The 25,038-nt window shown below is 49.2% G+C and carries 24 protein-coding genes; 12 read left to right on the forward strand and 12 right to left on the reverse strand.

Features of this window, described 5'->3' with window-relative positions; translation table 11 throughout:
- Window positions 1-7 precede the first annotated feature (7 nt).
- Window positions 8-2,254 carry an ATP-binding cassette domain-containing protein gene (locus ACE5KN_RS25925; protein ID WP_375527457.1) on the reverse strand — a complete coding sequence of 749 codons (2,247 nt, stop codon included), beginning with the start codon at window positions 2,252-2,254 and terminating at the stop codon, window positions 8-10.
- 90 nt (window positions 2,255-2,344) lie between these two features.
- On the opposite strand from ACE5KN_RS25925, the gene ACE5KN_RS25930 reads away from it, so the two are divergent.
- On the forward strand, window positions 2,345-3,313 hold the full coding sequence (locus ACE5KN_RS25930) for a helix-turn-helix transcriptional regulator (RefSeq protein WP_375527458.1): 969 nt from the start codon (window positions 2,345-2,347) through the stop codon (window positions 3,311-3,313).
- Between the two features lie 88 nt (window positions 3,314-3,401).
- On the opposite strand, the gene ACE5KN_RS25935 is transcribed toward ACE5KN_RS25930, so the two are convergent.
- Window positions 3,402-5,075: a hypothetical protein gene (locus tag ACE5KN_RS25935; protein ID WP_375527459.1), complete on the reverse strand. Its 1,674-nt coding sequence runs from the start codon at window positions 5,073-5,075 to the stop codon at window positions 3,402-3,404.
- A gap of 350 nt (window positions 5,076-5,425) precedes the next feature.
- Between ACE5KN_RS25935 and ACE5KN_RS25940 the strand changes: the two genes are divergently transcribed.
- The 7 genes from ACE5KN_RS25940 (at window position 5,426) to ACE5KN_RS25970 (ending at window position 16,091) form a co-directional block, all read left to right on the forward strand.
- Entirely contained in the window at window positions 5,426-7,195 is a 1,770-nt protein-coding gene (locus ACE5KN_RS25940; RefSeq protein WP_375527460.1) for a cache domain-containing sensor histidine kinase, read from the forward strand.
- Window positions 7,196-7,237: 42 nt separating this feature from the next.
- On the forward strand, window positions 7,238-8,821 hold the full coding sequence (locus ACE5KN_RS25945) for a helix-turn-helix domain-containing protein (protein WP_375527461.1): 1,584 nt from the start codon (window positions 7,238-7,240) through the stop codon (window positions 8,819-8,821).
- 185 nt (window positions 8,822-9,006) lie between these two features.
- On the forward strand, window positions 9,007-9,888 hold the full coding sequence (locus ACE5KN_RS25950) for an ABC transporter permease (protein ID WP_375527522.1): 882 nt from the start codon (window positions 9,007-9,009) through the stop codon (window positions 9,886-9,888).
- 1 nt (window position 9,889) lies between these two features.
- Window positions 9,890-10,759 carry a carbohydrate ABC transporter permease gene (locus ACE5KN_RS25955; protein ID WP_375527462.1) on the forward strand — a complete coding sequence of 290 codons (870 nt, stop codon included), beginning with the start codon at window positions 9,890-9,892 and terminating at the stop codon, window positions 10,757-10,759.
- 13 nt (window positions 10,760-10,772) lie between these two features.
- A complete protein-coding gene (locus ACE5KN_RS25960) occupies window positions 10,773-12,335 on the forward strand; it encodes a type 2 periplasmic-binding domain-containing protein (protein WP_375527463.1) in 1,563 nt (520 codons plus the stop codon).
- Window positions 12,336-12,350: 15 nt separating this feature from the next.
- On the forward strand, window positions 12,351-13,265 hold the full coding sequence (locus ACE5KN_RS25965) for a nucleoside hydrolase (protein ID WP_375527464.1): 915 nt from the start codon (window positions 12,351-12,353) through the stop codon (window positions 13,263-13,265).
- Window positions 13,266-13,439: 174 nt separating this feature from the next.
- On the forward strand, window positions 13,440-16,091 hold the full coding sequence (locus tag ACE5KN_RS25970; RefSeq protein WP_375527465.1) for a glycosylhydrolase-like jelly roll fold domain-containing protein: 2,652 nt from the start codon (window positions 13,440-13,442) through the stop codon (window positions 16,089-16,091).
- Between the two features lie 206 nt (window positions 16,092-16,297).
- Here the strand turns inward: ACE5KN_RS25970 and ACE5KN_RS25975 are convergent, their stop codons facing one another.
- A complete protein-coding gene (locus ACE5KN_RS25975; RefSeq protein ID WP_375527466.1) occupies window positions 16,298-16,549 on the reverse strand; it encodes a hypothetical protein in 252 nt (83 codons plus the stop codon).
- A 99-nt stretch (window positions 16,550-16,648) separates the two neighbouring features.
- The gene (locus ACE5KN_RS25980; protein WP_375527467.1) at window positions 16,649-17,203 is read right to left on the reverse strand and encodes a hypothetical protein; all 555 of its coding nucleotides are present in this window, start codon (window positions 17,201-17,203) and stop codon (window positions 16,649-16,651) included.
- A gap of 171 nt (window positions 17,204-17,374) precedes the next feature.
- Here ACE5KN_RS25980 and ACE5KN_RS25985 point away from each other — a divergent pair, with 171 nt between their 5' ends.
- Complete coding sequence (locus ACE5KN_RS25985) at window positions 17,375-17,596, forward strand: hypothetical protein (RefSeq protein WP_375527468.1); 222 nt, start codon at window positions 17,375-17,377, stop codon at window positions 17,594-17,596.
- On the opposite strand, the gene ACE5KN_RS25990 is transcribed toward ACE5KN_RS25985, so the two are convergent.
- The 7 genes from ACE5KN_RS25990 to ACE5KN_RS26020 form a co-directional block, all read right to left on the reverse strand.
- Complete coding sequence (locus ACE5KN_RS25990) at window positions 17,593-17,931, reverse strand: hypothetical protein (protein WP_375527469.1); 339 nt, start codon at window positions 17,929-17,931, stop codon at window positions 17,593-17,595. The genes ACE5KN_RS25985 and ACE5KN_RS25990 overlap by 4 nt on opposite strands.
- Window positions 17,932-17,955: 24 nt before the next feature.
- Window positions 17,956-18,342, reverse strand: coding sequence for a spore germination protein GerPC (gerPC, locus tag ACE5KN_RS25995; RefSeq protein ID WP_375533185.1), 387 nt, complete (start codon window positions 18,340-18,342; stop codon window positions 17,956-17,958).
- A gap of 50 nt (window positions 18,343-18,392) precedes the next feature.
- A complete protein-coding gene (locus ACE5KN_RS26000; protein ID WP_375527471.1) occupies window positions 18,393-18,617 on the reverse strand; it encodes a hypothetical protein in 225 nt (74 codons plus the stop codon).
- A gap of 18 nt (window positions 18,618-18,635) precedes the next feature.
- Window positions 18,636-19,082, reverse strand: coding sequence for an Hsp20/alpha crystallin family protein (locus tag ACE5KN_RS26005; protein ID WP_375527472.1), 447 nt, complete (start codon window positions 19,080-19,082; stop codon window positions 18,636-18,638).
- Between the two features lie 88 nt (window positions 19,083-19,170).
- A complete protein-coding gene (locus tag ACE5KN_RS26010; RefSeq protein ID WP_375527473.1) occupies window positions 19,171-19,620 on the reverse strand; it encodes a hypothetical protein in 450 nt (149 codons plus the stop codon).
- Window positions 19,621-19,750: 130 nt separating this feature from the next.
- On the reverse strand, window positions 19,751-20,119 hold the full coding sequence (locus ACE5KN_RS26015; protein ID WP_375527474.1) for a hypothetical protein: 369 nt from the start codon (window positions 20,117-20,119) through the stop codon (window positions 19,751-19,753).
- An 85-nt stretch (window positions 20,120-20,204) separates the two neighbouring features.
- Window positions 20,205-20,930: a class I SAM-dependent methyltransferase gene (locus tag ACE5KN_RS26020; RefSeq protein WP_375533186.1), complete on the reverse strand. Its 726-nt coding sequence runs from the start codon at window positions 20,928-20,930 to the stop codon at window positions 20,205-20,207.
- A gap of 149 nt (window positions 20,931-21,079) precedes the next feature.
- Here ACE5KN_RS26020 and murB point away from each other — a divergent pair, with 149 nt between their 5' ends.
- Window positions 21,080-21,997 (forward strand): UDP-N-acetylmuramate dehydrogenase, encoded by a 918-nt coding sequence (gene murB, locus ACE5KN_RS26025; protein WP_375527476.1) that lies wholly within the window; start codon window positions 21,080-21,082, stop codon window positions 21,995-21,997.
- A 76-nt stretch (window positions 21,998-22,073) separates the two neighbouring features.
- On the opposite strand, the gene trhO is transcribed toward murB, so the two are convergent.
- Window positions 22,074-22,976: an oxygen-dependent tRNA uridine(34) hydroxylase TrhO gene (gene trhO, locus ACE5KN_RS26030; RefSeq protein WP_375527477.1), complete on the reverse strand. Its 903-nt coding sequence runs from the start codon at window positions 22,974-22,976 to the stop codon at window positions 22,074-22,076.
- Window positions 22,977-23,224: 248 nt separating this feature from the next.
- On the opposite strand from trhO, the gene ACE5KN_RS26035 reads away from it, so the two are divergent.
- Both ACE5KN_RS26035 and ACE5KN_RS26040 read left to right on the forward strand, forming a co-directional pair.
- The gene (locus ACE5KN_RS26035) at window positions 23,225-24,235 is read left to right on the forward strand and encodes a zinc-dependent alcohol dehydrogenase (RefSeq protein ID WP_375527478.1); all 1,011 of its coding nucleotides are present in this window, start codon (window positions 23,225-23,227) and stop codon (window positions 24,233-24,235) included.
- 20 nt (window positions 24,236-24,255) lie between these two features.
- Window positions 24,256-25,008, forward strand: coding sequence for an SDR family oxidoreductase (locus tag ACE5KN_RS26040; protein WP_375527479.1), 753 nt, complete (start codon window positions 24,256-24,258; stop codon window positions 25,006-25,008).
- Window positions 25,009-25,038: the final 30 nt, after the last annotated feature.

Genomic DNA, 25,038 nt, shown 5'->3' on the forward strand with positions numbered 1-25,038 from the left:
TCCCTCCTTATTTTAAATATCTTCCGGTCACCGAAGCGCTGCAGTTGATGCTTTCTTTCGGTGTGCCTTCAAAAATAACTTCACCGCCTTCGTCCCCCGCGCCAGGGCCAAGATCGATCATCCAGTCGGCCTGACAGATCACCTGCAGATTATGCTCAATCACGACCACGGTGCAGCCTCGTTCAACGAGGCGATTGAGCAGGCGGATCAGCCGCTCCACATCTGACATATGCAGTCCCGTGGTTGGCTCGTCCAGCACATAAAAGGTCCCGCTGCTTTCCAGCTCCGCAGCCAGCTTGATCCGCTGCAGCTCGCCGCCCGACAAAGTGCTAAGCGGCTGTCCAAGAGATAAATAACCGACACCTACCTCTTGCAGTCTTTTGAGCGGTGTTACAATTTCTTCCTCGTGAAAATAGCCGAAGGCTTCCTCAACGGTCATAGCCAGCACGTCGCCTATGTTTTTTCCGCGCAAACGATAGGACAGAACCTGTTCCGTATAACGCATTCCACGGCATGCTTCACAGACGCTGGCAACCGTATCCATAAAGGCAAAATCGGCATATATCGTGCCCAAGCCTTTACAGTGGGGACAAGCGCCCTGCGAGTTAAAGCTGAACAGCGAAGCGTTCACCCCGTTCTCCTTGGAAAACAAATTTCTTATGGCGTCGAAGATGTCCGTGTAGGTTGCCAGATTGGAGCGGTTGGACGCCCCGATCGCTCCTTGATCGATGAATATCGCTTCAGGGCAGTACCTTGGTAAAACCTGACGGATCAAGGTGCTTTTTCCCGATCCCGCTATTCCGGTAACAACGGTCATTACGCCGGTCGGAATTTGAACGCTTATATCCTTTAAATTATTCAGAGCTGCATGCTTGATAGCAAGCCAACCGTCAGGATGTCTGACCTCGCTTTTGAATGCGGGTTTACGGCTCAGGCATTTGGCTGTCAAGGTGTCGGCCGACATCAGACGGTGCAGGCTTCCTTCGAAGACGATGTTACCGCCCCGCGATCCGGCATGGGGTCCCATCTCGACGATGTGATCGGCAATCCGTATGACGTCCGGGTCATGCTCCACGATCAGGACGGTATTGCCCTTATCTCTCAGCTGCTGCAGCAGCCGATTAATGGTGTTGACATCGTGCGGATGGAGCCCGATGCTCGGCTCGTCAAAAATATACAGCAAATCGCTCAAGCTGCTGCCGAGCTGGCGCACCATCTTGATCCGCTGCGATTCGCCACCGGACAGGCTGGACGTTTCACGGTTTAGGCTTACGTACCCGAGCCCGATCTCCAGCATATGGGCCAGACGTTTTACGATTGCTTCCGTAATCGTCTGCGCTTCAGGCTCCCGGATCATGCGAATAAACCCGATCAGTTCGCTAATCTGCATAGCGGCACAATCGGCAATGCTTTTTTCGTTTATTTTGCAGGACAGTACGCGTGGATTCAAGCGGCCACCGCGGCAGGAAGGGCAAATTTCCTCAGTCACGATGCGATCGATCGCTTCCTTGTGCCTCACGGCACTTTTCGAATCTTTATTTAAAAATGTGCGTTTAATGCGCGGAACGATGCCTTCGTATAGCGCTGTCGACGGCCACTCCTTGGTCGGATGCGGCGGTTTAAATCCGCTTTGATAAAGGAGCATGTCCATTTCATCGTCCTCATAGTCCTTCAGCTTTTTGTCGTTATCGAACAGGCCGGTGCAGACATATCTTTTCCACCGGAAGTCACCTGGCATGAAGGTTGGGAACAAAATGGCCCCTTCGTTAAGTGATTTCTCCCTGTCGATCAACTGATCGACATTGACGGTTTTCGCCTTGCCCAAGCCTTCGCAATCCGGACACATGCCCTGCGGGTTGTTGAAGGAGAATACGTCGGAATATCCGACGAAAGGGCTGCCGAAGCGGGAAAACAGCAGCCGCAGCAGCGCATAAATGTCGGTGACTGTCCCGACCGTGGATCTTGCGTTGCCTCCGATTCTTTTCTGGTTCATGACGATCGCCGCCGGCAAATGCTCAATGGCATCCACCTCCGGCTGCCCATAGTGGGGAAGCCGATTGCGGACGAAGCTGGAGTAACCCTCGTTCAATTGCCGCTGCGATTCCGCCGCAATCGTATCGAAGACAAGCGCGGATTTGCCGGAACCGGATACGCCTGCAAATACCGTAATCTGCTTTTTGGGGATCATTACATGGATGCCCTTCAAATTTTTTTCTCTCGCACCCATGACATGTATGGGATTCTCTTTGTTCATGGCTCTTTCCTCCTCTTGCTATTCGTAAAAAAAAGTATAAGCTAAAAGCATGTCAACAACTGTCATGTTTTAGGAGGAGGAAGGAATTGCATGACCAAAACCAAACTGCTGTTTGATCTGATCCTGTATGTCAATGCCAAACGCAGTTTTACCGCACAGGATGTCGCGCATGAATTCGGCATTTCCGTACGAACCGCGCACCGGTATCTTGCGGACATTGCCGAGATAGGCGTTCCGCTGTATACGGAACCGGGGAGAGGGGGCGGTTATCGGGTGCTGAACAACCGGCTGCTGCCGCCAATCATGTTTGATGAGGAGGAAGCGTTCGCTATTTTCTTTGCTTTTCAGGCATTGAAATACTATCAATCCCTGCCTTTTGATATTCACATTGCCTCCGTTTCCGGCAAGCTGTACGCAGGCCTGCCCGACGACACGAAAAGAAAAGTGGACCAACTTGATTTGGTTCTGGCCTTTTGGAACAAAAAAAGAAGCGTTCCGTCTCCGTATCTAAAGGAAATCATCGAAGCCGCTGCAGCGCATCAGCTGCTCAATATCGAATATGTGTCAAAGTCGGAAAATACGTTGAAAGAAGTGGCTCCGATTGGCATCTACGCCTACGACGGCTTCTGGTACATGCCGGCATTCGATCGCGCTCATGGCGAAATCCGATTGTTTCGCACGGACCGGATTGTATCGTTGGAACGAACGCAGCAGCCCTTCACACTGCCAATTCATCTGTCCGACTGGTTGGAGAGCTATACGGCACAATCGTTGGAAGCGCCCATGCGGTTATATGTGGAGCTGAACCGGGAAGGTTTAAGGCAGTGCCGCAGCCAGCCCTGGCTTGAACCTCATATCACGGAGATCAATCCGGAACAGGGTTACATTGAGACCGTGATCGACAAGAACGAATTGGAGTTCGTTACCAATTACTTTTTCCAGCTGGGCACCGCGGCCAAAGTGATCGAACCGATCGAGATTGTGAATCGGATTTGTACGCAAGCCCGTGAACTCGTTCGCCATTATGCATCTGAAGGCACATCATATGAGGGTTGTTGAGGATAAAAAAAGGAGGGCGTCAGGTTAACGGACCTTTGGAACGCCTCCTTTTATGTGTCAATATATAAACCAAGTGAAGCGGTGTTTATTACTCCGACAAGTCTTCAATATGAAGCGTGACACCGTTATACGTGGCATATCCGTAGCTTTTGGGCTTGCCGTCATCATCAATGTCGAACAGCAGCCTGGCAGGTGTGGGTCCTCCAGCTACCGAGAAGGTTGCCCGCAGCTTCATTTCCCCCTGATTTGCGCCTGTCAGTTGAAGGTCGGCTTCATAGCGGCTCTCTCCGGCATAATTTGAATGGACCTTCTCATATCCATTGTAAAAATTCACGCCGTCATCGCTAAAGTTGACATACTGCGTTTCCGTTAGGCCAACATTGTCTGAGGATTTATGGTCAAGATAGGTTGCATATCCGGAATGTTTTCCTGCGATTTTGCCTTCAATATCCGCATACACGGAATCCAATACAGATAAGTCTTTGATCGCATAGGGGATGTTATCTGTAGTTGGTTGAATGGGGACAGGCTTTTTGGGCTTATAATCAAGCAGCTTTACGATCCGCAGCCGAATTTGTGAATCACCGGTGCCTCTGAGCATCTCCAGCCACATGGCACGCTTGCCATCCGGATGCCAGGACATGGGCGAGCGGTAAACCCAATTCTCATCCGTATTGAGTTGAATCCCTTGATAACCTTCTTCGTACACAGAACGGTTCACGTCGATCAAAACCGGGCCAATGTTGCCCTCCCTGAACTTGCGTACTCCATCAACTGCATACATATACTGGATTCCGGTAAGCCCGCCCATACTTCTTGTGCCAAGAGGACGGGGCATCAGTCCGAAGATGGCCGGATCCGTATTTTTGGAAAACCTGGTGCTCATGACGATGCCCAAACGTTCATCCGGAGAAAAAATGGTGGTTTCATCGTATCCCGGAGTATATGTGATTTGCGTAACCGTTTCAGAATCCAAATCCTGTACAACGGAATCCGTGGTACTGTAATGCAATGCACCGACAAGGGATATAGCATTTCCTCCCTTTACAAACTGCTTTACTTCCCCTCCCCGTATGAGCTGGGGAATTATAAAGCCCGGCTTATTCGGGTCATCCGTAAAGCTCTGCACAGTACTGATAATCTGCACGTTTTCGAGAATATACTTATCCGTTTTGCGTTCCAGAACACCTATAGCCGCAGCAGCACCAATATCGGAGCGCAGCATCGTCCAGCTCATATGTTTATTATCAGGTGCAATGATGATTTCAGACCAATGATGGGTTGTGCGCGGATCATCTTCGAGAGTTGACGGATACACGACAGGCAGCAATTTGGTGCTTTTGCATTTGTCGATATTGGGGGTGCATTCAAGCACATAATCTCCCAGCAGCACTCGTTTATTATCCTGGAATGGCATATAACGGATACCGTTTGCTTTTGGCTTTTGCGGGATGACTCCCGAGAATATCTTCCTGAATTTCGTACCGTCATCGTTGAGGACAGCCATGTTATAATAATCGGGAACATTCATATCCTTCTTGGTTTTATACGAAATAAGCACTTTCCCTGAATATGTGTAAGTGCCATTCTGGAGTTTCACGTCAGCCGGTAACGGGACGCTTTTTATAGCGATTCGTCCGATTCCATCATGATTGAGCTCGTGGCTTATATCGTCAGAAGAAACGTCTGCAGCAAATGCCGGTGCTGCCAATGACAAACAGACACTTAGTACAATCAAGACCGAAAACCATCTTTTTTTCACATCATCGCCCCCAAATTTAATATTTTTAATTTGAAGTATCAGGGATTTATTTCCATACAAATTAATCATTGATCGCAGGAAGGGATTTAATTCATATAAGCTCACCCCCAGTTTAAAAAGTGATGCTGCTTGGTTTTGTATGCGCTTACAAACAACACTATACGTTCTGTATCAAAACCGCTCAACAGGTCATTTTTAGGTTTCAGCAGGGTCATTTTTAAGGTGATATCAAAAACCCAGTAGCTTCATTGCAAAGCAGGCCTTAAAATGAGGGGGAATGTTACACCGGGGAAGGGAGGTGTATGAAGCATATGGGTTGGAACCACAGGATAGCCTCATGGATGAAGAACATGAAGTTTCAACATAAATTAATGGCGGGTTACCTATTGGCTTGTGTGATTCCGCTGATCATTGTAAGCGTCATCATTTTTCGGCAGGCGGCAGTGGAACTGGAGAGCTCATCCGAGGAATTTGCTGCTTTGTACACGTCCCAGATCAGGACTTCATTGAATAAATTCATGAAAGAATATGACCAGATCACCAAATCCGTATTGGTCGATAACGATCTGATTTATAAGCTTGGCGAAGAACGAAAGATGTCCATTGATGAATTGGTCCTTCAGAGGGTAACCGTACAGAAGCTGCTGATGCGTGTTGCCCTGCTGGAACCGGAGATCAGCAGTCTCATGCTCATCAGTCGGGATAACAGTGTCTACCAGTACTCCAATACGGCAAGCAGAGTGAATGAAACTGCACTCTTATCGCAGAAGTGGTTCAAACGGATTCGCAGCTCAGATGATACGTTTTTTATCACCGGGCTGCATGATCGCATGTACTATGAAGACAAAGGAGAGGGTGCCGTAGTTACCGTGGGAAGGGTGCTGCTCAGTTCCGATGGCGCATATGCCGGCGTACTGCTTATTGATTTGGACCCCTTCATGCTGCTGCAGCTGGACAATGATTTTGTTCAGGCCCGGGACAAATATGGCATAAGTGTCGTTATAAGCAATCACCTTGGGGAAATCGTTTATCATTCCGAGGCGGCCAGCGGCCGGATGACCTGGAAGCAGGTGCTGGAATCAGGCAGGGATTACACGAAGGATGCCGGGAGTCCCGAGCGCATCATTTTATCCGAGCAGACCCAAGCAGGGGAGCTGTTCATCCGGACTGAAATCCCCCGGGCGAAGCTGCTTCTGAGGATTAGCAAAATCCAGGCGGTTACCGTAGTAGTCATCCTGGTGAGCGGGCTGATTGTAACCCTGATCTCCATGGGATTAAGCTATCATATCACGAAGCCGATCAAGGCGCTCCGCAAAAGTATGAGGAAGGCGGAAGATGGTCAATATGTGCCGATCGCGGATCATCAATCCAACGATGAGATAGGGGGGCTGGTGCAAAGTTATAACAAAATGATCGTCACGATTCGCACCTTGATTGAAGACGTATATATCGCTGATATCAAACAGCGTAAAGCCAAATTGCTGGCGCTTCAAAACCAGATCAATCCCCACATGCTGTACAATACGTTGGAATCCATTCGAATGAAAGCGCTTGCTAAGGGAGATGAGGAAGTTGCCGATATGATCAAGATCCTGGCGCGCATGTTCCGGCTGGCCTTGGGCAAGGAAGGCAGGCAGCATTTGGTAAAGCATGAAGTGCAGTATACGGTCAATTATTTGCAGCTTCAGAACATCCGGTTCGATCATCGCTTCAAGCTGCATATCAGGCTCCCAGAGGAAATTCAGCAGTGCAGCATCATTCCTCTGGTTTTGCAGCCCATCGTGGAGAACAGCATCAACCATGGCTTTCAAGGATACAGCCGGCCGATGAATATTACCATTGAAGGCATGTGGACAGGAGATGGAGGCATTGTCATCCGGATTACGGATGATGGAATCGGCATGCTACCGGCCAAGCAAGCGGAGCTGTATGCTCGCCTGAAGGATGCAGAGTCGGACAAGTACAGGCTGGAGCAAACGGATGCATTGTCGGAGAAAGGATTAGGTCTTAAAAATATTGCCGAACGCATCAAGCTGCATTACGGGAACCAATATTACTTGTCTTTCTCCTCAGCCTATGGAATAGGCACGACTGTCGAGATTTATATCCCCAGAACTTGAATCAATCCTGTATGGAATAGGTAAGGGAAAGGGTGAGCTGAGATGAAGATGGTTATCGTGGATGACGAAAAAGGGATTGTGGACGGACTGAACAAGCTGATCGGCCGTTACGTTCCCGAATGTGAGATGATCGGCGCAGCTTATAATGGGCTGGATGGATTCAGACTGATTCTGGAGCGGCAGCCGGACATTGTGATTACGGATATCCGCATGCCTCAGGCAGATGGTCTGGAGATGATCCGGATGCTGAAGGATGAGGCCTGTCATGCCAAGTTTATTCTCTTGAGCGGATACGCCGAATTTGAGTATGCCCGCAAGGGCATGCAGCTGGGTGTTCAGTTCTACATTAACAAGCCGGTGGAAGAAGAGGAGCTGCAGGAGTGTGTTTACAAGGTGATGGAAGTCATCCGCTCCGAACGGGCCAGGCAGCAAGAGGTACACAACTTAAAGCAGCAGGTGCACAATCGTATGGTGGAGAGTGCATTACGGGACCTTCTGGATGCGGGAAGCGACAACAAGGTACTGGTGGATGAGCTGCTTCGTGTCGTCCGTATCCCTCTTGAAGATACCCGTTACGTATGCGCGATGCTCGAATTCGAAAGCAGCTTGGGAGCTTTGAAGGGGCCAGGACTTGAACGGTTGTTCCTCCGGATAGGCCAAACTTTGGAGCAGTTCCAGGGGGTATACCGGATCCGCTACTCGGGCTCCCAGGTGGCTGTGATGGTGACTCATGATCAAGCCATCGAGTACGGAGAGCTGATTCGCTCCATTCACGACCTGAAAGAAATGATTTACCAGGAGACAAAGCTGTCCATGGCTGTCGGGATTGGCACGGTACAGGAAAGGGCGGAAAGAATCAGCTTATCCTTTGAAGAAGCCCGCCATGCTTTAAGCTACAAGGTGATCAAAGGGGAGGATGCCGTAATTCCTTATTCCGAGATCATAAACTTGAAAGGGCGGCGCCTTCCCGTTTCTGAAGAGATCATCTCAAAGCTGGAAGCTTGTATGGACAATATGGATGAAAAGGGATGCGTGAACCTGATTCGCGAAATTTTCGGCATTATTGAAAAGGAGGAGAGCATGAGTCCCGCCGATCTCCAGCTGCAGTGCCTGAGCATTCTCTTATCAAGTATGCGTAAAATGTCTGTTCAGCAATTCCAGCAGCATGATATCATCGGACGTCACATCCTCTCCCTGGAAAGCATTTCCCGCTTCAGGACATTGGAGCAGCTGGAAGAGTGGATGATTCAGGTTATTCAGGGCATTCTGTCCTTCAAACAGGAGCATCAGCTTCCCCGGAAGAAGGATATCATTGCGGAGATTAAGGAATATGTGAGGGAGCATTACAGCGAACCGATCAGCCTGGCGGATTTATCCGCCCGTTTCTTTATCAATCCTTATTATTTGAGCCAGCTGTTCAAGCAAAAGACGGGGGAAACCTATCTGAACTATTTGGCACAGACCCGGATCAATAAGGCGAAGGAGCTGCTGATCAGAACGGATCTGAAGGTCTATGAGATATGCCAGAGGGTCGGTTACTCCGATGCACAGCATTTTGCCCGCTTATTCGAGAAATTGACGGGATGCAGGCCAAGCGAGTACCGTAAAAACCCGCTCAGAGAGTAATCATGATCCCTCCTTTCGCCGATTTACAGGCGGGAGGATTTTTTTGTACAGCTAAAAAATGGCCTTGTGAAAACTTAAAAACGTCCCTTTGTGCGTTTTGCTTCCCGAAAGTATAGTTTATGTAAGCGGATACAACAAGCGCATACCAGGGGGGATAAAAATTGAAAAGCAGTAATCTTCATCATATGAAGGTGTATTGGCCACTATATGTGATGGCGATTCCGGGAATCTTTTTTCTCATCATATTTAAATTCATTCCGCTGGCCGGTGCTGTTATCGCATTTAAGGACTATTCGGTTTTTCAAGGGTTCATCGATAGTCCCTGGGTAGGTTTCAAGCATTTTAGTACACTGCTTCACCATCCGGATTTTGCCCGCGTGTTCGGCAATACACTGATGCTGGGATTTTTCAAGCTCGTATTGATTTTCCCGGTGCCCGTTTTGCTGGCGCTGATGATCAATGAGATTCGAAAATCGGCGTTGAAGAAAGGAATCCAGACCGCTCTGTACATTCCGCACTTTTTATCCTGGGTTATCGTTGGCGGTATTCTCTTCGATTTCTTTTCGTTAAGCGGTTTGTTCAACATGATCATCGGGTGGTTTGGTCAGGATGCTGTGCTGGCCATGCAAGAAAGTGCATACTTTAGACCCATTTACGTGCTTGCTTCGATATGGAGAGATGCCGGATGGGGGACCGTGGTGTATATGGCCGCCATTAGCGCGATTGATCCGCAGCTCTATGAATCGGCGATGATCGATGGCGCCTCCAAGTTCAGGCAAATCCGCCACATTACATTTCCGCTTCTTCTGCCAACTGTTCTGGTGCTGTTCTTGCTCGAGATAGGCAATTTCCTGGATCTTGGCTTTGATCAAGTGTACAATCTGCTCACTCCGATGACCTATAACGTAGGAGATATCCTGGATACGTACGTGTTCCGGACCGGCATTCAGCAGGGGCAGTACAGCTTTGCTACCGCGGTAGGGCTGTTTCAATCCGTGATTGGATTTATTATGGTGTACACCTTCAATAAGCTGTCGAAGAAAGTGTCGGATGGGGGGTTATGGTAGGATGCTTGAATCGAGAGGGGAAAAAGTATTCGTTACGGCAATCACCGTCTTTCTCATCCTGTTTTCTATTATAGCGCTCGTACCGCTCCTGTCCGTAATCGCAACCTCGTTCAGTTCCAAAAGTGCCGTGGACATGAACCTGGTAACGTTATGGCCGAAGCAATTTACGTTAGACTCATGGAAGCACATCATCGACCGTCCCGACTTATGGAAATCGTTTTTCCTGACGCTCGGCTCGACAGTAATCGGAACTATACTGGCACTTTTGATGACCGCCTTGTTCGCATACCCGCTGTCGAAATCCGAGTTCCGCTGGGGCTCCGTCATTATGGTGGCTGTCGTGATCGCCATGATCTTCAAGGCGCCTATCGTGCCTTACTTCCTGACGGTCCGCAGTATCGGCCTTTATGATAATCCGCTGGTTCTGGTCGTGCCGCATATTCTGAATCCATTCAATCTAATCATCATGAGAACCTTCTTCAAGCAATTCTCCAAGGAATTGGAGGAAGCGGCCTTGCTTGAGGGCTGCGGATATTTCCGCATGCTGTTCCAATTCGTGCTTCCGCTGTCCAAGGCCGTACTGGCAACGCTTGCTTTATTCTACGGTGTGGTATTGTGGAACCAATTTCAACATCCGCTTTTTTTCCTGCAGGATCCAAACTGGTTTCCGCTGCAGATCAAGATCCGCCAGTTCATCACCGACGACAACGTCATTATGGCTGGTGCCGCATCAACAGCTAACCTTAACTATAACGAGCGGACCTTAAGAGCAGCGACCGTTATTTTTGCCATCATTCCGATCATTTTGGTGTATCCGTTCCTGCAAAAATATTTTGTCAAAGGAGCCATGATCGGCTCTGTAAAAGGGTGAAGGGGGAGAAAAGATGAATTTCAAAAAGATTGGATTATTAGTTGCGGCAGGTATCCTTGCAATTACCACTGTAAGCGGTTGCAGCGGATCCGGAGGTTCATCAGCTGCTGACCAGAATGAGTCCTCTGACGGAGTTGTCGATATTGAAGTGTGGGGAACGAACATTGGATATCAGCCGGTCACCAAAGGCAGCAAGCTGTATGAATTTTATAAGGAAAAGCTTGGTGTGGGTGTTATCAATCCGTATGTGGAATGGAACGGGGGGACCAACTACCTGAATCAGTTAAACCTGAAAATCGCCGCTAATGAAATGCCGGATATGTTCATACCCCAGCAGGGCATTGAAGACAATTTGGCTAAAAACGGTGCGATTGCCGACCTGACAGAACTGCTGCCAAAATATGCACCCAATGTATTGAAGGCCATCCCGGAAGATATGTGGAAGGTGGTCAAGGCGAATGACCCTACCGGTCAGGGAAGAATCTATTATATCCCCGGTGTGGTGGAATACGGAAGATACGCCGGCATGATCCGCCAGGATTGGCTCGACAAGGTGGGTCTGCCGATGCCGAAGACCCAGGATGAATACGTAAAGGTGCTGGAGGCATTCCGGGATCAGGATCCCAACGGCAATGGTCAGAAGGATGAGCTCCCAACCGGCGGCCGGGAGCAGGCCCGCTGGATGGATCATTTGTTTGCCATGTACGGGGTTGCCATGTTCGAAGGTTATCCGGAATGGGACATCTACGATGGCGAGCTGACTTATTCCGCGGTGACTCCGAATATGAAAGCGGCTTTGGAGTTCATCGCCAAGCTGTACAAGGAAGGCTTAATAGACAAGGAGTCGCTGTTAAACACAAAGGATAAGTGGGACGGAAAGATTTATGCGAATAAGGCAGGGAACTACTTCCATTGGGTAGAGTCCGGCAATTTGGCCTTGGAAAATATCTACAAGAACACAGGCGTGAAGGCTGAATTCGAAGTGCTCCCCGTCCCGGAAGTGCCGGGTTATAAAGGCTTCTACACGATGAAAAAATTTGCCCCACCTCAATGGGTTGTCAAGAACAATAAGGACGAGAAAAAGCTGATGGCCACCCTGAAGCTGCTGAACAATATGTATGATAAGAAAAATTGGAAGGATCTGTTCCTTGGCGTAGAAGGAATGCATCATACGGTCAAGGACGGCAAAGCCGTCAAGCTTCCTGATGACAAGAGCACTCAGGAGAATCTGATTCTGAATCCGGTTACGAGCGTTGCGACACTGGATATGATGATTGATCTCACCAATAGCAGCGCATCGGAAGACAATAAGTGGGCCATTGATCAGGTCACCCGGAATATGAAGGAAGCTCAGAAGTACGCCAAAGAAATAGCCGGTGACGGTCTGCCGGCCAGTATTTATGAAGGCTTCCCGGACATTAACAATCGTACGCTGTACGTGGAATACGCAACCAAGATTATCCTCGGGCAATACCCGATCAGCAAGTTCGATGAATTCGTCGATAAGTGGAATCAATCGGGTGGTGAAGAAGTTACGAAGCGTGCCAGAGAATGGTATGCGAAGGTGAAAAACTAGTGGGAGGGCTCTTCAATGCACAACTACCTGCCTTTTGATGTTCCTTATCAAAAGAAGATCAGACTAATCATCAACACGGACGCCAAAAACGAGGCTGATGACCAGTTTGCAATCGTTCACGCACTGCTGACCCCGCGCTTTATGATCAAGGGCATCATTGCAGCTCATTTCGGTACAGAGAGAACGAATGAGTCTATGCTGGAGAGTTATGAAGAATGCGAATATGTATTGTCGCTTATGGGGGACGCCGGAAAGGTTCCTGTGTTCAAGGGAGCTCCGCACGCCATACCGGATGAGCAAACCCCCGTTATGTCGGAAGGGGCCGAGTTGATTATCCGCGAAGCGATGTCTGACGATCCTTCACCGCTATACGTCATCTTCCTCGGCCCCCTTACCGATATGGCCAGCGCTTATTTGGCTGAGCCACGTATCGCCGAAAAGCTGACATGCGTTTGGATCGGCGGCGGCAAATATCCGGAGGGAGAGTGGGAATTCAATCTGAAGAACGATATCAATGCCGCAAATGTTGTCATGCAGTCACCTATCGAGTTTTGGCAGGTGCCGCGCAATGTATACACGACCATCCGGGTCAGCTTGGCTGAACTGGCTCTGAAGGTTCGTCCTTACGGTGCGATCGGTCAGTATTTGTTTCAACAAATGATCGAGGTCAACGACAAACTGGCGGACAATATGCATTTTCCAAAAGGCGAGAAGTGGTCCCTCGGCGATTCTCCGGCAGTCAGTCTGCTGCTTGATGCACATGATTATGGCTGGGAAATGAGAAGTGCTCCGCATATTACCAAAGAGATGTATTATGTGCATAAGCCGACAGAGAGAAAAATTCGTGTATACCACGATGTAGACTCACGTTTTACATTGGAGGATATGTTCGCGAAGCTCGCATTATTTAACCCTGTACAGCAAAATTAAATTCAATATTAAGAAGTACCTCTTCGGTATCACTGTGAGACAAAGGCGGTCAGGTATACTGGCTGCCTTTTTTTCTCAATCATTTCGTGGGGAATCGAATCTCATTTCTATTCTGCACCTCTACGAAATAGAAGGGGACCCGATCGTTTAACTGGGTTGAAAAAGGAGGCAGTCATGAGAAATCGTCTAATGGAAGTGCTTGAGGGCCAAGAACAAAATTATATTCTTCCTTTTCTCTGGCAGCATGGTGAGGAAGAGCAGGCGATTCGGGAAGAGATGGCCCGTGTTCATGAGGCCGGAATCGGGGCTGTTTGTGTGGAGTCCCGGCCCCATCCGGACTTTCTTGGACCGAAATGGTGGACGGATATGGATATTATTATGGAGGAAGCCCGTGCACGCAGCATGAAGGTATGGATTCTTGATGACGATCATTTTCCAACGGGACATGCGGGAGGCAAGGTGAAGAAGGCTCCGGAAGAGCTTCACCGTTTGTTTTTGGGTGAACGTTATATCGATACCATTGGTCCTGCCAAGGGAGCATCTCTGTTGCTGGATACCTTACTGCTGTACGGGCTTCGTCCGACCGTCTCGCATAGCCAAAACGCAAGCGGCAAAAACAAGCTGATTTCAGTGGTCGCGGTTCGCCGCGATCCATCCGATGGAACATTACTCGGTGACTGTGTCGACATCACTGATCTTGTACATGACGGTATCCTTTATTGGGATATCCCTGAAGGGTATTGGCGAGTATTTATTATTTCGGAAAATAAGCATGGCGGCAGTAAAGAGCAGAAGGATTATTTGAACCCGTTGGATCGGGATTCCGTTCGTATTTTGCTTGATACGGTATATGAAGCTTTTTACGAACGGTACAAAGCGGATTTCGGCAAGACATTTGCCGGTTTCTTTTCAGATGAACCCGGTTTTTATAATGATGAGAAAACCTTTGATTTCAATTCCAGACCCGGAAAACAGGGAGTGGCGCTTCCGTGGAGCCGGGAGATGCCGGCTTTACTTGAACAAGCGTTAGGTATGGACTTTCGTAAGCTTCTATATCTTCTCTGGCAGGATGCGGGAGAACAGTCGAATATTGTGCGGTACACCTATATGAATATCGTCAGCAAGCTTTATGCGGACCATTTCTGTAGCCAAATCGGAGCATGGTGCAGAGCGCGCGGGGTGGAATACATCGGACATGTGCTGGAGGACAATAACGTTCATGCAAGGCTTGGTCCCGGTGCCGGACACTTCTTTCGCTCACTCTGGGGTCAGGACATGTCGGGCCTTGATGTGGTGCTGTGGCAGATCGTTCCCGGCTTCGATGAAGTGTCTTTCCGCCAGCCAACGGGAGAGACGGATAGCGAATTCTACCACTATGGTCTCGCCAAGCTTGGCGTGTCGCTCGGACACATCGATCCGAAAAAACAAGGCCGGACGATGTGTGAAGTGTATGGGGCATATGGCTGGACGGAAGGCCTAAAGCTGATGAAATGGCTCACAGATCATATGCTTGTCCGCGGCGTCAATTATTTTGTCCCGCATGCCTTTACCCAGAAAGCTTTTCCGGACCCGGATTGTCCGCCACATATGTATGCGGGCGGAAAAAATCCGCAGTACCGCTACTATAAGCATTTAAATCGCTATATCAATCGGATCAGCCACCTGATTTCGGGCGGAAGACACGTGGCGACAGCAGCTGTTCTATATCACGCTGAAGCCGAATGGTCCGGAGAAGCAATGTATTTTCAAAAACCTGTGAAAAAATTGATGCAGCATCAGATCGACTGTGACGTTCTGCCTGTCGATGTTCTTTTGGAAGCGGCCAGCGTGAAAGAGGGCAAGCTGCATGTAAATGACGAGGATTACGAGTGTCTGATCGTGCCCTTTGCAGAGTCCCTCCCGGCAGCCATGATGCGGCGTTTGGTCCAGTTTGCCGAACAGGGATTACCCGTTCGTTTTGTTGACGGGCTGCCGATACGATCCAGCGAGGGTGTTGATATTTCTGGCGAGCTGTCTTGTCTTGCCGGTCACCGTATTGTAAAGGTGGCTGCTTTAGACAAACTTGCGCAAGACCTGACTGCAGATGGACATTACGATATTGGCGTCGAAACATACGAACCGTATCTTCGAAACTATCGCTATCTTCATAACGATTTGGATGTTTTTATGTTCTTTAACGAAAGCCCGCATCAAACGATTCGCACAAAGGTGGTTTTACCTGTCCAGGGCGATGTGTATGCCTATGATGCCTTCCTGAATCGCCTGACCCGTTTGGATGCAACCGAGAGGGACGGTGCGAGAACGGTGCAGCTTGTCCTGCATCCATATGAATCCATCGTGCTGCTCCATGGAATCGCCCTTGAAGGATATGCCGCCACGCAGCGACGATATACGATGGGTTCGGATTTTGAGCTTGAAGGGAAATGGAACGTATCCATCGCTGAAGCTGAACAATATCCTCAGTTCCGGGAATGGGGCAGGTTGGCGGCTTTAAAGAATATGAGCGGACCTGATTGCTTGCCGCGATTCACCGGCACTTTTCGTTATGAAACGGAATTTGAATGGAATGAATCTGCAAATCAAGCTCTGCTGGATTTGGGCGAAGTTTATGAAACGGCAGAGGTATGGTTAAACGACGAGCAAATAGGGGTCCGCATTTGTCCGCCTTACCGCCTGGAGATCAACGGTCCGTTAAAGAAAGGCAAAAACAAGCTTGTCATTGAAGTTACGAATACACTGGTGAAAGATCAGCGGGACTTCCTGTCCTCCTTTGCGCAGCAGGAACCAAGCGGACTCATCGGGCCCGTCCGGGTGATAAGCATATAGGATCCTCTGCATCCGGCATGATTGCTCTGGAGGTACCGACAAGGTTCTTCAGGGCAAGTTTGCAGTGCAGCCTTTCGAGGCACTGCTGCTTGAGTTCGCCTGATACAAAACAAGCTGCCTAAATGCGGCTTACAATGCGCGGAGCGTTTCGCAGCATACGAAGGGAGTGCCCCTGGTCGATGGACCTTTTAGGGCACTCCCTGTTATTACAGTGTCTGATTCTGTGGAGCTATGTTAGGTTCGATCGTTCTAATCGGATTGTCAATTAGATCGTTATCAAATAGAGTGGTTACAAAGCCTGCTTCGATATTTGCGCCGAACAACTGCCCGTTGCCAAAGTTCGACTTACCGACCTGGCTCCATCCGCTCTGGGAGTTTTCACCTACCGCAATGATACCGCCCCTGTTTAACGTATTCACATTTATTGCGCCAGCCGCTAGTGTAATAAAAACCGCCATATGCTCACCCCCGATAGCCTATACCGACATGGTATTCAGCCCAATCCTGAAAGTGACAATTAATCATTTGCGTCTCCCGTGGCGCAGGGCTTCATGCAGTCAGGAACTGGTTTTATCGTCAGGAGCAGCAGGCTTTTTCTGCACAATGTGGGTGTTCTTTTCAATCCCTTCTGTCTCATCCGTGACTTTTTCCTCCGTATGCTGGGGAGCGTCTATCACATCGTTATCCAAAACAAGGTTGGCTATCTGTTTTAAATAATTGCTGCCAAGGCTTTTGCCCGTCCCGTAGTTAACTTTTCTCGAGTTTCTCCAGCCAAGCTGCTTGTTATGTCCCAAATCAATGGCCGCACCTGAATTTAATGCATTGGCATTGATGGACTGAAAATCGATTGCGCTTTGCTGCAGAGCGTTGGCCGCCTCCACAAGCGTGATATCCCTTGCATCTTCTACAGAGGCATCTATTGCGTCCGAGTCATACACCACATTGACGGAATTTGTAAGCGTAGAGCTGCTAAGACTGCCGAAGCCATGATTGGTCTTCCCGTAGGTGCTCCAGCCGAGCGCCTGGTTGGTGCCGATAAAAATGCCTGATGAGTTCTCGATATTATTGACAATCAGTTTGTTGAAAATGACGCAGGCCTTTTGTTGGGACAAACTTCGGACCTCCTCCCGCCGCATTGCCATTGCAAAATTTTCGTTATCTTGAATCTCCCTCAGGGAAGCTGGAAAGGCAGCCTGATTCCTATGTACGCAGGGGAAACGATGAGTCACCAATGAAAAATGCCATCATATGCTATGGGTAAAAGCCCGGGGATGGTGATGGTTATGAGTGAGAAAGAAAAGCAGGTGCCGTGCATTCGCTGCGGTCAGATTCCTGAAGAGAAGGATAAGTTTTGTACCCTTTGCGGCACTCCGGTAAAAAATACCTGCTGTGATGAACCGGGTAAACTGGACAAGGGCTGTAAACACGTCAATCCCCAAACGGCGGCATACTGTGCCAAATGCGGTTTGCCTACAATATACAAGCTCTACGGGATTGTGAATTAAGCACTGCTCTGAACCTGTTCCGGTATGTTGCCAATTTCGGTCTCCGACGCGTTCATGGTCGCATTGCTCGTAGACGTCATTAATTTCTGCAGCCATTCAGGGATCTCGGTATCTGACATATTCAGCATGTCGAGGAAATCGGAGTCGTTCAGCAGGGAGCGAATCCCGGAGACCACATTGCGGTCCCCGCTGACTGAACCGAAGCCCTGTGTCAATTTTTGATGGCTCTCAAAGCCTGTTGGCCAGTTATTGCCCATATTGATGCAGGCGGCGTTCTCGACAGAACCGATGCGAATGGAGCCGATGACAAATTGCGGGGATAAAAAGGACGACATGGCCGGCACCTCCAAGCAATGTAGTTATTTTTTAATTTTAAAGCCGGATGACGTATGATACAGACCCGGGTCGGAATGCTCAGGCTGCTGAGGGGAATGGTTGGTATGATTGGTTTTGTTACCAGAGGCAGGCGTTTGCGGCTTTGGTTTTTGCGTTGAATTTGGCTTCGCCGCGAAGGAGTCGGGGTTCATTTTTGCACCAAAATTGTTGCCGAGATTCAGCGAGCCGCTCAGGTTCTCGATATCCAGTCCGTCCAATCGGTATTCCATTTTCTCCAAGACCGGCTGATGGATATGTACATTTTCAATGGTGATGTGCGGCGAACTGGCGGAAAGGCGTTCAAGCTCTTCCTGGATCCTGCGGAAACGGTCATCCAGATCACGAAAACGGGTGTCGAGCTCTGTGATCATGTTTTGGGCCGGATCTGGAGCACGGCGTTTTTTGTTGCCAAACCAGGGGCTCACGGTTTGGTTGTCCTGCCCAGGGAGTAGGAGTCAACCCGGTCATTGTCGTCAAGGGATATTTTAAGATTGGAAATTATGCCATGAGTTCCGGTCACTTTTCCAAATGCCTCATTTGCTTTGGCAGTATGACGATACTTCCATTGTCTGTTGATCCCGGAAAAGAGTCCCGACGAGTTGGAAATGTTATGGATTTGCAGATCCTGAAAGACGATTCGTACCATATTCTCCCTCCTCTTGCGTTAGGATTCGAAGTCAATCGGGATAGAGGCTTGCTGCAAGCTTAGGTCAATCGGCAGCTCCACTGTAAGCAGTCCACGGTGATACTTGGCTTGAATGCCCTTCGTTGAGACAGGTTTTGGCATGGTGAGGGAGCGCCGAAAACGGCCAAAAAAACGCTCTTCCTGTGTAATCCTGTTGTCAGTCACAGGGTAGAGGCGGGGAATTTCGCCTTCCAGCACCAGCGTTTGCCCTTCCAGCAAAATGCCGATTTGATCCTGCGAGTGAAGGTCCGGAATTTCCGCCAGTACAACTACTTCGGTTGAGGTGTAATAAATATCGATCCGTGGACCGGTATTGGGGATAAGTCCGGCCATATCCTGCCAGAACTCCTCCCCTAACACCTCGCTGGCCTGATTGTGAAAGGCGCTCAAATCCTTTACTGGATTTTGTCTTGCTTGCTCATCCATATCTGTCACCACTCTTTTTGGGAAAGCTTTTTACATCTATATGTGAGGGTGGTTCGTTAAATGTATGTTGCTTCCAGGGAAGACGGGATTAAAGGAAGCGGAAAATAGGCATAATCATTTGCAGCATGTTGAGTCCAAGCCGGATATTAGGGATCATTTTGCCCAGGAAGTCTCCGCCTCCTTGAGCCCCGCCACCCGGTGCTCCTCCTGCAGCACCGCCCGCCGCGCCGCCTGCTTGCTGCCCTGCGCCGGAGCCCAGCATATTAAGCATATTAAGCGGATTAAATCCCCCGCCGCCGCCTCCAAGCATGGCCCCTAATAGCCCGGATATCTGCGCCTTGTCTTCAAGGGAAGAGGAGCTTAACTTTCCCTCGCCTCTGGCTCCGGACAGCAACAATTCGCCATTTTTAACGTCAGTAACAAAGCCGGCATAATAGCTTCCGTCTTGCAATACTACATAAACAGGGTGACCGATCCATTGACTTGCATGCTTTTTCGTAACAACGGTTTTTTTCGTGACAGCAGCCTTTTTGGCCATCGTTTATCAGCTTCCTTTCAAGAGTCTGAAAAGTAAAACAGCCTGTAAGCTGGCTGCAAAATCGGGCGCAGATTACAGGCCAAATCAATATTAGTGCGTGATCAAAAGATGACTTTTTGAACAACCTCTATTACCAGAAGAATGGGACGGTTGCGAGGGCAGTAAGCAGGAATAACGGGAAAATCCACCACCAGCCGGCTCCCCAGCCGAAGTTGCCGTACCCATATCCGTAAGGATAACCCCCAAATCCATGGGATTTTGTTTGCAATTTCTCGGGACGTTTAGCCACTGGACCAACCGACTTTTTCATGGACTTTTTTACACTCTGGATCGTGGCTTCAGGCACACCGTGAACGGGCTTCAAAAAAAGATGTCCGTCATGTACACGGTCAATGACTCCGCAGACCATTTCTCCGTCGTGCAACATAGCTACAACAGGGCGTCCAAGATGGGGTTCGATCAATTCGTTAGAAACCGGATACCGGGCAATCATCTGCATAGTAAGGTACCTCCTTTTTTAATTAATGCCAATGTATGATGCAGATAAGCACAGCGCTTGGATATCTGTCCGTGCTCCCGGCTATTTAAATTTTCTTTTTTACATCGAGTTTCTTGCCGATGAACATGCCGTACTGAAAATGGTGGAAATTGCTGATCATGAGTTCAAAGTACATTGCGGCTGCTTGGGAAACGGCTGAGTCCAAAAACAGGGATGTATCCACTTTTTGCCCCTCCGCAAACTGATCAGGGTCCCAAAGCTCGGTCCTTTCAACAGGCTGCTTGACCACAAATCCGGAATTTTCCATAAACTGAATCCATTCGCCAACTTTATATAACCCGTCAAGATCCATAAAATCCGTTATCTGCTGTGCCATAGCCTGCGGGATATCCTGCTTTAACACAATTTCACAATCCGCCAGTACACCTCCCGGTTTTAATACACGGAAATATTCGTCAAAGGCGTTCTGAATGTTGGCGAAGAGGGTTACAGATTCCGCAAGCACGGCATCAAAGCTGTCTGGAGGGAAAGGCATGTTTTCAAGATCTGCTTCGACCCAGTTGACTGTCACATCCATCATGTCTGCTCTCTCTTTGGCTATTTGCAAAAAACGCGGCCGATTGTCCAGTGCAGTCACTTCGAAGCCGGCTGAGGCAAGGTAACAGGCAGTCTCGCCGGCTCCGCAGCCTGCCTCCAATATTTTGCAGCCCGGCGGGATATTCGCAGCCTTAATCAGTTTTCTTGTTTTTCCCATACCCCCGGGATGTGCGCCGATAACACCCAACTTTTCTAACATATCAAGATATTTCACAGCATTTCTCCTTACATGTTTTAATAATTCCGTCAGACTGATCACCGTAAATGACAAACGTTTATGGTATACTTTCGATATATGTTTTGAGTTTGCATGGTGTGAACTGAAACCCAACGTTTTACCACAGACCAATGAATGAGGAGTACATGATAATCTTGCATACCTACAGAAAATTGTTTGAAAACAAAGCTCTCGGCATGGTCCAATTTTCCGAACCATTAAAAAATCACACATACACCAAATTAGGGGGAGCGGCCGACGTTTTTGTCAGACCTTACACGGTCGATGAAATCCGTACACTTATCGAGATCATCAGAGCTAACAAGATCCCGTTAACGATTCTTGGTTATGGATCGAATGTCATCGTACGGGACGGGGGGATTCGTGGCGTAACCTTGTCCCTCGCTCATTTTAATGAAATCAAATTGGCAGACGATGATGTAATCACGGCCCAAAGCGGAGCAGCCTTAATCGAAGTGTCCAACACGGCTTTGCACCATGAATTGACGGGGCTGGAGTTTGCCTGTGGCATTCCCGGCAGCATCGGCGGCGCATTATATATGAATGCAGGGGCTTATGGGGGACAGATCGCGGATGTTATCGAGAGCGTCACGGCTCTCACCCAAACGGGGGATATTCTGGAGCTGGACAAAGAGCAGCTGCAGCTTGGCTACCGGAGCAGTATTTTTATGAAAGAAGACTATATTATTCTGGAAGCAAGGTTCAGGCTCAGCAGAGGGGATGTCCGGGAAATCAAAAGTAAAATGGAGGAGCTGACCCTTGCCAGAAGCTCGAAACAGCCATTGGAGTATCCGTCCTGCGGAAGTGTATTCAAGCGCCCGCCGGGCTATTTTGCCGGAAAGCTGATTCAGGACAGCCAGCTGCAGGGTGTGCGCATTGGGGGAGCTGAGGTGTCCCGCAAGCATGCGGGTTTTATCGTGAATATCGATAATGCTACCTCCACGGATTATCTCGCTTTAATCGAGCTGGTCAGACAAACGGTGAAGGAAAAGTTTGACGTCAGCCTTGAAACAGAGGTTATCGTTCTTGGTGAGGAAAATTAGGGACGCAAAAAAATAAGCGGCAGCCGAGTCTTCTGGAGATTCAGCTGCCGCTTTCTTGTATGAATAAGGCCCTAATTTACACTGCCTGTGACTTGGTGTCGTTGGCTTTACAGTCATGCGAACAGTAGCCTTCATAAGTCTCAAGACATTCATCACAGCAAAGATGCTGGGCGTGACAAGTGTCATCCGCGCAATTGATATAACGATCGGTCGGGCTGCCGCAGTGGTGGCATTGACCTACCGTAATATCTTCATCCGTCTGGTTGACACGGACGGAAATGCGCTCGTCAAACACATACATTTTGCCGTCAAATAAACGGCCCTGCACTTCAGAATCTTTACCGTAGGTGGCAATGCCGCCGTCCAGCTGCGCGACATTGCTGAATCCTTCGTTGATCAGCACACCGGTCAGCTTCTCGCACCGGATACCGCCTGTGCAGTAGGTGAGAATAGGCTTGTCCTTGACGTCCTGCATATGGGTGCGAATCCATTCGGGAAACTCGCGGAAAGATTCCACGTCAGGCCGGATGGCATTGCGGAAATGACCAAGATCATACTCATAGTCGTTTCTGCCGTCCAGAATAATCACATCTTCATTTTGCATTTGCTCATAAAACTCTTTGGGGGACAGCCGTTTTCCGCCGATGACGTTAGGATCAAGCGGGGTGTCGTATCTCAGGGTCACCAGCTCTTTTTTTGGGCGTACGAAGATTTTTTTGAAAGCATGCCCATCTGCCTCATCAATCTTGAACACCATATCCGAAAAGAGCGGATGATCGTTCATATAGCGCATATAAGCGTCGGTCTGCTCAATCGTGCCTGACAGCGTCCCGTTGATTCCTTCTTCCGCGACGAGAATTCTCCCTTTTACACCTAGCTCTTTACAGTATTCCAGATGTTCTTTGGCAAAGCTCTCATATTCAGGAATAGTAACATATTTATAATAAAGCAGTATACGGTAGGAATTATTGTGTTCCATTCTGTACTCTCCTTGCTAGTCTGTTCCTATATTAAATGCTTGCTAAATAAGCATTACTTATTTATGCTAAGCCACTTTGCGTACTTAGTCAACATTTTTGTTTAAAAAGTCGAAAAATAAAACGTTTACAAAAACGGCTTTATATATTACAGTAGTTGTATGACAGGTTTGGTGAGACGAAACAAAACTTGTATGACAATTGGATCGCATCCTGAAGTGGGGGCGAAAAGATGTTGGAGGGGGATGCAATGAAAGCAGGAATTTTTGTCGCCGCGAAGACGGTTCAACCGGGGACGGTCGAGAAACCCGTGCCCCAAGACGGGCAAGCACTTATTAAAGTGGCTTATGGCGGGATTTGCGGCACCGATATGATGATTTATGCCGGCAAGCATCCACGAGCGCAGGCTCCGCTGGTCATGGGCCATGAATTCAGCGGAGTCGTCGAAGCCGTGGTGAACGTACAGGATTTTAAGCCCGGGGACCGGGTTGCCATTGAGCCTTATCTGACATGCGGTAAATGCGCCGCCTGCCGTGCCGGACAATCGCATGTATGCGCTACGCTCAGATGCATCGGTATTGACCGGGACGGAGGATTTGCGGAGTATGTGTCCGTGCCTGCCGACCATTTGCACCGTCTCCCTGATAGCGTCTCTGATGAGGAAGGAGCACTTGTGGAGCCTCTTGCCGTGGCTGTTCATACGGTGCGCCGTTCCGATTTGAAGCTCGGCGACAGTGTGGCGATACTGGGCGCCGGCCCCATCGGCTTGCTGATCGGAATGGTCGCCAAGCAGGCGGGTGCAGGCAAGGTATTCATTTCCGATATCAGTCCTTACCGTCTGAACACAGCCCGCCAATTGGGTTTGACGGCCATCAATGCAAGGGAAGCCGATATCACCGAAGCGGTCATGGATTATACGAACGGTGTTGGTGCTGATGTAGTATTCGAAGTGGCCGGCACGGCAAGCACGGCGAAGCAAATGATTTCATGCATTAAAACGCAGGGCAAGATCGTTGTTGTAAGCGTTTTTAAAGAGCCGCCGGCCATCGACCTGGCCGCCATGCATTTCCGGGAAATCTCCATGACCACCACCAGATGCGCAAGCTCAAGGGATTTCGCAACAGCCATTCAGCTCATGGAGGAAAAGACTGTTGATGTGACACCCCTCATTTCCCATAAATTATCGCTGGAGCAGATCAAACAGGGCTTCGAGGTTATGGAGAACACCGAGTTATCATTGAAGGTTTTATTTCACCCCTAATGGATAGGAGGATTACGGGCATGTTATTAAGCTTAAAAGGCAAAGTGGCTGCAATCACTGGGGCAACCCGGGGGATCGGCCGTTCGATCGCGCTTGGCATGGCGGAAGCGGGCGCCGATATCGCACTGCTCCAGCGTTCCCCGGAGAACGATACAGTTCAGAAGGAGATCAAGAAGCACGGTGTCCGCTGCATAATTATCCCCTGTGACGTAAGTGATGCCGGACAAGTGAAGGAAGCGATCCCGGCGGTGGTGGAGCAGCTCGGGCATATAGATATTCTGGTGAATAACGCAGGCATACAGCGCAGGTCGCCTGCTGTTGAGTTTTCCGAGCAGGACTGGGATGATGTCCTTCAGGTGAATCTGAAGGCTGTCTGGCTTCTCTGTCAGCAGGCCGGAAGGTGTATGGTCGCGCAGAAGTGCGGCAAAATCATTAATATCGCTTCCCTCGTATCCTACCAGGGTGGCATATTGGTTCCCGCATATGCCTCGGCCAAGGGAGCGGTCGCACAATTGACCAAGGCATTGGCGAACGAATGGTCCTCACAAGGAGTCAACGTAAATGCCATTGTGCCGGGGTATATTGCGACAGACATGAATGAGGCGCTTATTAACGATCCGGTACGGAGCAGGCAGATCATGGAGCGGATTCCGGCAGGCCGCTGGGGGAATCCGGACGACTTTAAGGGACCCGCCGTATTTCTTGCCTCCGATGCCTCCCAGTACATCCATGGACATTTGCTTGCGGTTGACGGTGGCTGGTTAGGAAGGTGAGCTATCGCCCCGATAGGCGAATTTCCTGTG

It is taken from the genome of Paenibacillus terreus (assembly GCF_042138595.1).
In the GTDB taxonomy this organism is placed as follows: Bacteria; Bacillota; Bacilli; order Paenibacillales; family Paenibacillaceae; genus Paenibacillus; species Paenibacillus terreus.

Coding starts and splice junctions, on each gene's coding strand:
- ACE5KN_RS26040 (WP_375527479.1), top strand. CDS start 24,256: ATGTTATTAAGCTTAAAAGGCAAAGTGGCTGCAATCACTGGGGCAACC.
- ACE5KN_RS26000 (WP_375527471.1), bottom strand. CDS start 18,617: ATGGTACGAATCGTCTTTCAGGATCTGCAAATCCATAACATTTCCAAC.
- ACE5KN_RS25925 (WP_375527457.1), bottom strand. CDS start 2,254: ATGAACAAAGAGAATCCCATACATGTCATGGGTGCGAGAGAAAAAAAT.
- ACE5KN_RS25940 (WP_375527460.1), top strand. CDS start 5,426: ATGAAGTTTCAACATAAATTAATGGCGGGTTACCTATTGGCTTGTGTG.
- murB (WP_375527476.1), top strand. CDS start 21,080: ATGATAATCTTGCATACCTACAGAAAATTGTTTGAAAACAAAGCTCTC.
- ACE5KN_RS25975 (WP_375527466.1), bottom strand. CDS start 16,549: ATGGCGGTTTTTATTACACTAGCGGCTGGCGCAATAAATGTGAATACG.
- ACE5KN_RS25965 (WP_375527464.1), top strand. CDS start 12,351: ATGCACAACTACCTGCCTTTTGATGTTCCTTATCAAAAGAAGATCAGA.
- ACE5KN_RS25945 (WP_375527461.1), top strand. CDS start 7,238: ATGAAGATGGTTATCGTGGATGACGAAAAAGGGATTGTGGACGGACTG.
- ACE5KN_RS25950 (WP_375527522.1), top strand. CDS start 9,007: ATGAAGGTGTATTGGCCACTATATGTGATGGCGATTCCGGGAATCTTT.
- ACE5KN_RS26015 (WP_375527474.1), bottom strand. CDS start 20,119: ATGCAGATGATTGCCCGGTATCCGGTTTCTAACGAATTGATCGAACCC.
- ACE5KN_RS25990 (WP_375527469.1), bottom strand. CDS start 17,931: ATGTCGTCCTTTTTATCCCCGCAATTTGTCATCGGCTCCATTCGCATC.
- ACE5KN_RS25960 (WP_375527463.1), top strand. CDS start 10,773: ATGAATTTCAAAAAGATTGGATTATTAGTTGCGGCAGGTATCCTTGCA.
- ACE5KN_RS26010 (WP_375527473.1), bottom strand. CDS start 19,620: ATGGCCAAAAAGGCTGCTGTCACGAAAAAAACCGTTGTTACGAAAAAG.
- ACE5KN_RS26005 (WP_375527472.1), bottom strand. CDS start 19,082: ATGGATGAGCAAGCAAGACAAAATCCAGTAAAGGATTTGAGCGCCTTT.
- ACE5KN_RS25955 (WP_375527462.1), top strand. CDS start 9,890: ATGCTTGAATCGAGAGGGGAAAAAGTATTCGTTACGGCAATCACCGTC.
- ACE5KN_RS25985 (WP_375527468.1), top strand. CDS start 17,375: ATGAGTGAGAAAGAAAAGCAGGTGCCGTGCATTCGCTGCGGTCAGATT.
- trhO (WP_375527477.1), bottom strand. CDS start 22,976: ATGGAACACAATAATTCCTACCGTATACTGCTTTATTATAAATATGTT.
- gerPC (WP_375533185.1), bottom strand. CDS start 18,342: ATGATCACAGAGCTCGACACCCGTTTTCGTGATCTGGATGACCGTTTC.
- ACE5KN_RS26035 (WP_375527478.1), top strand. CDS start 23,225: ATGAAAGCAGGAATTTTTGTCGCCGCGAAGACGGTTCAACCGGGGACG.
- ACE5KN_RS25970 (WP_375527465.1), top strand. CDS start 13,440: ATGAGAAATCGTCTAATGGAAGTGCTTGAGGGCCAAGAACAAAATTAT.
- ACE5KN_RS25930 (WP_375527458.1), top strand. CDS start 2,345: ATGACCAAAACCAAACTGCTGTTTGATCTGATCCTGTATGTCAATGCC.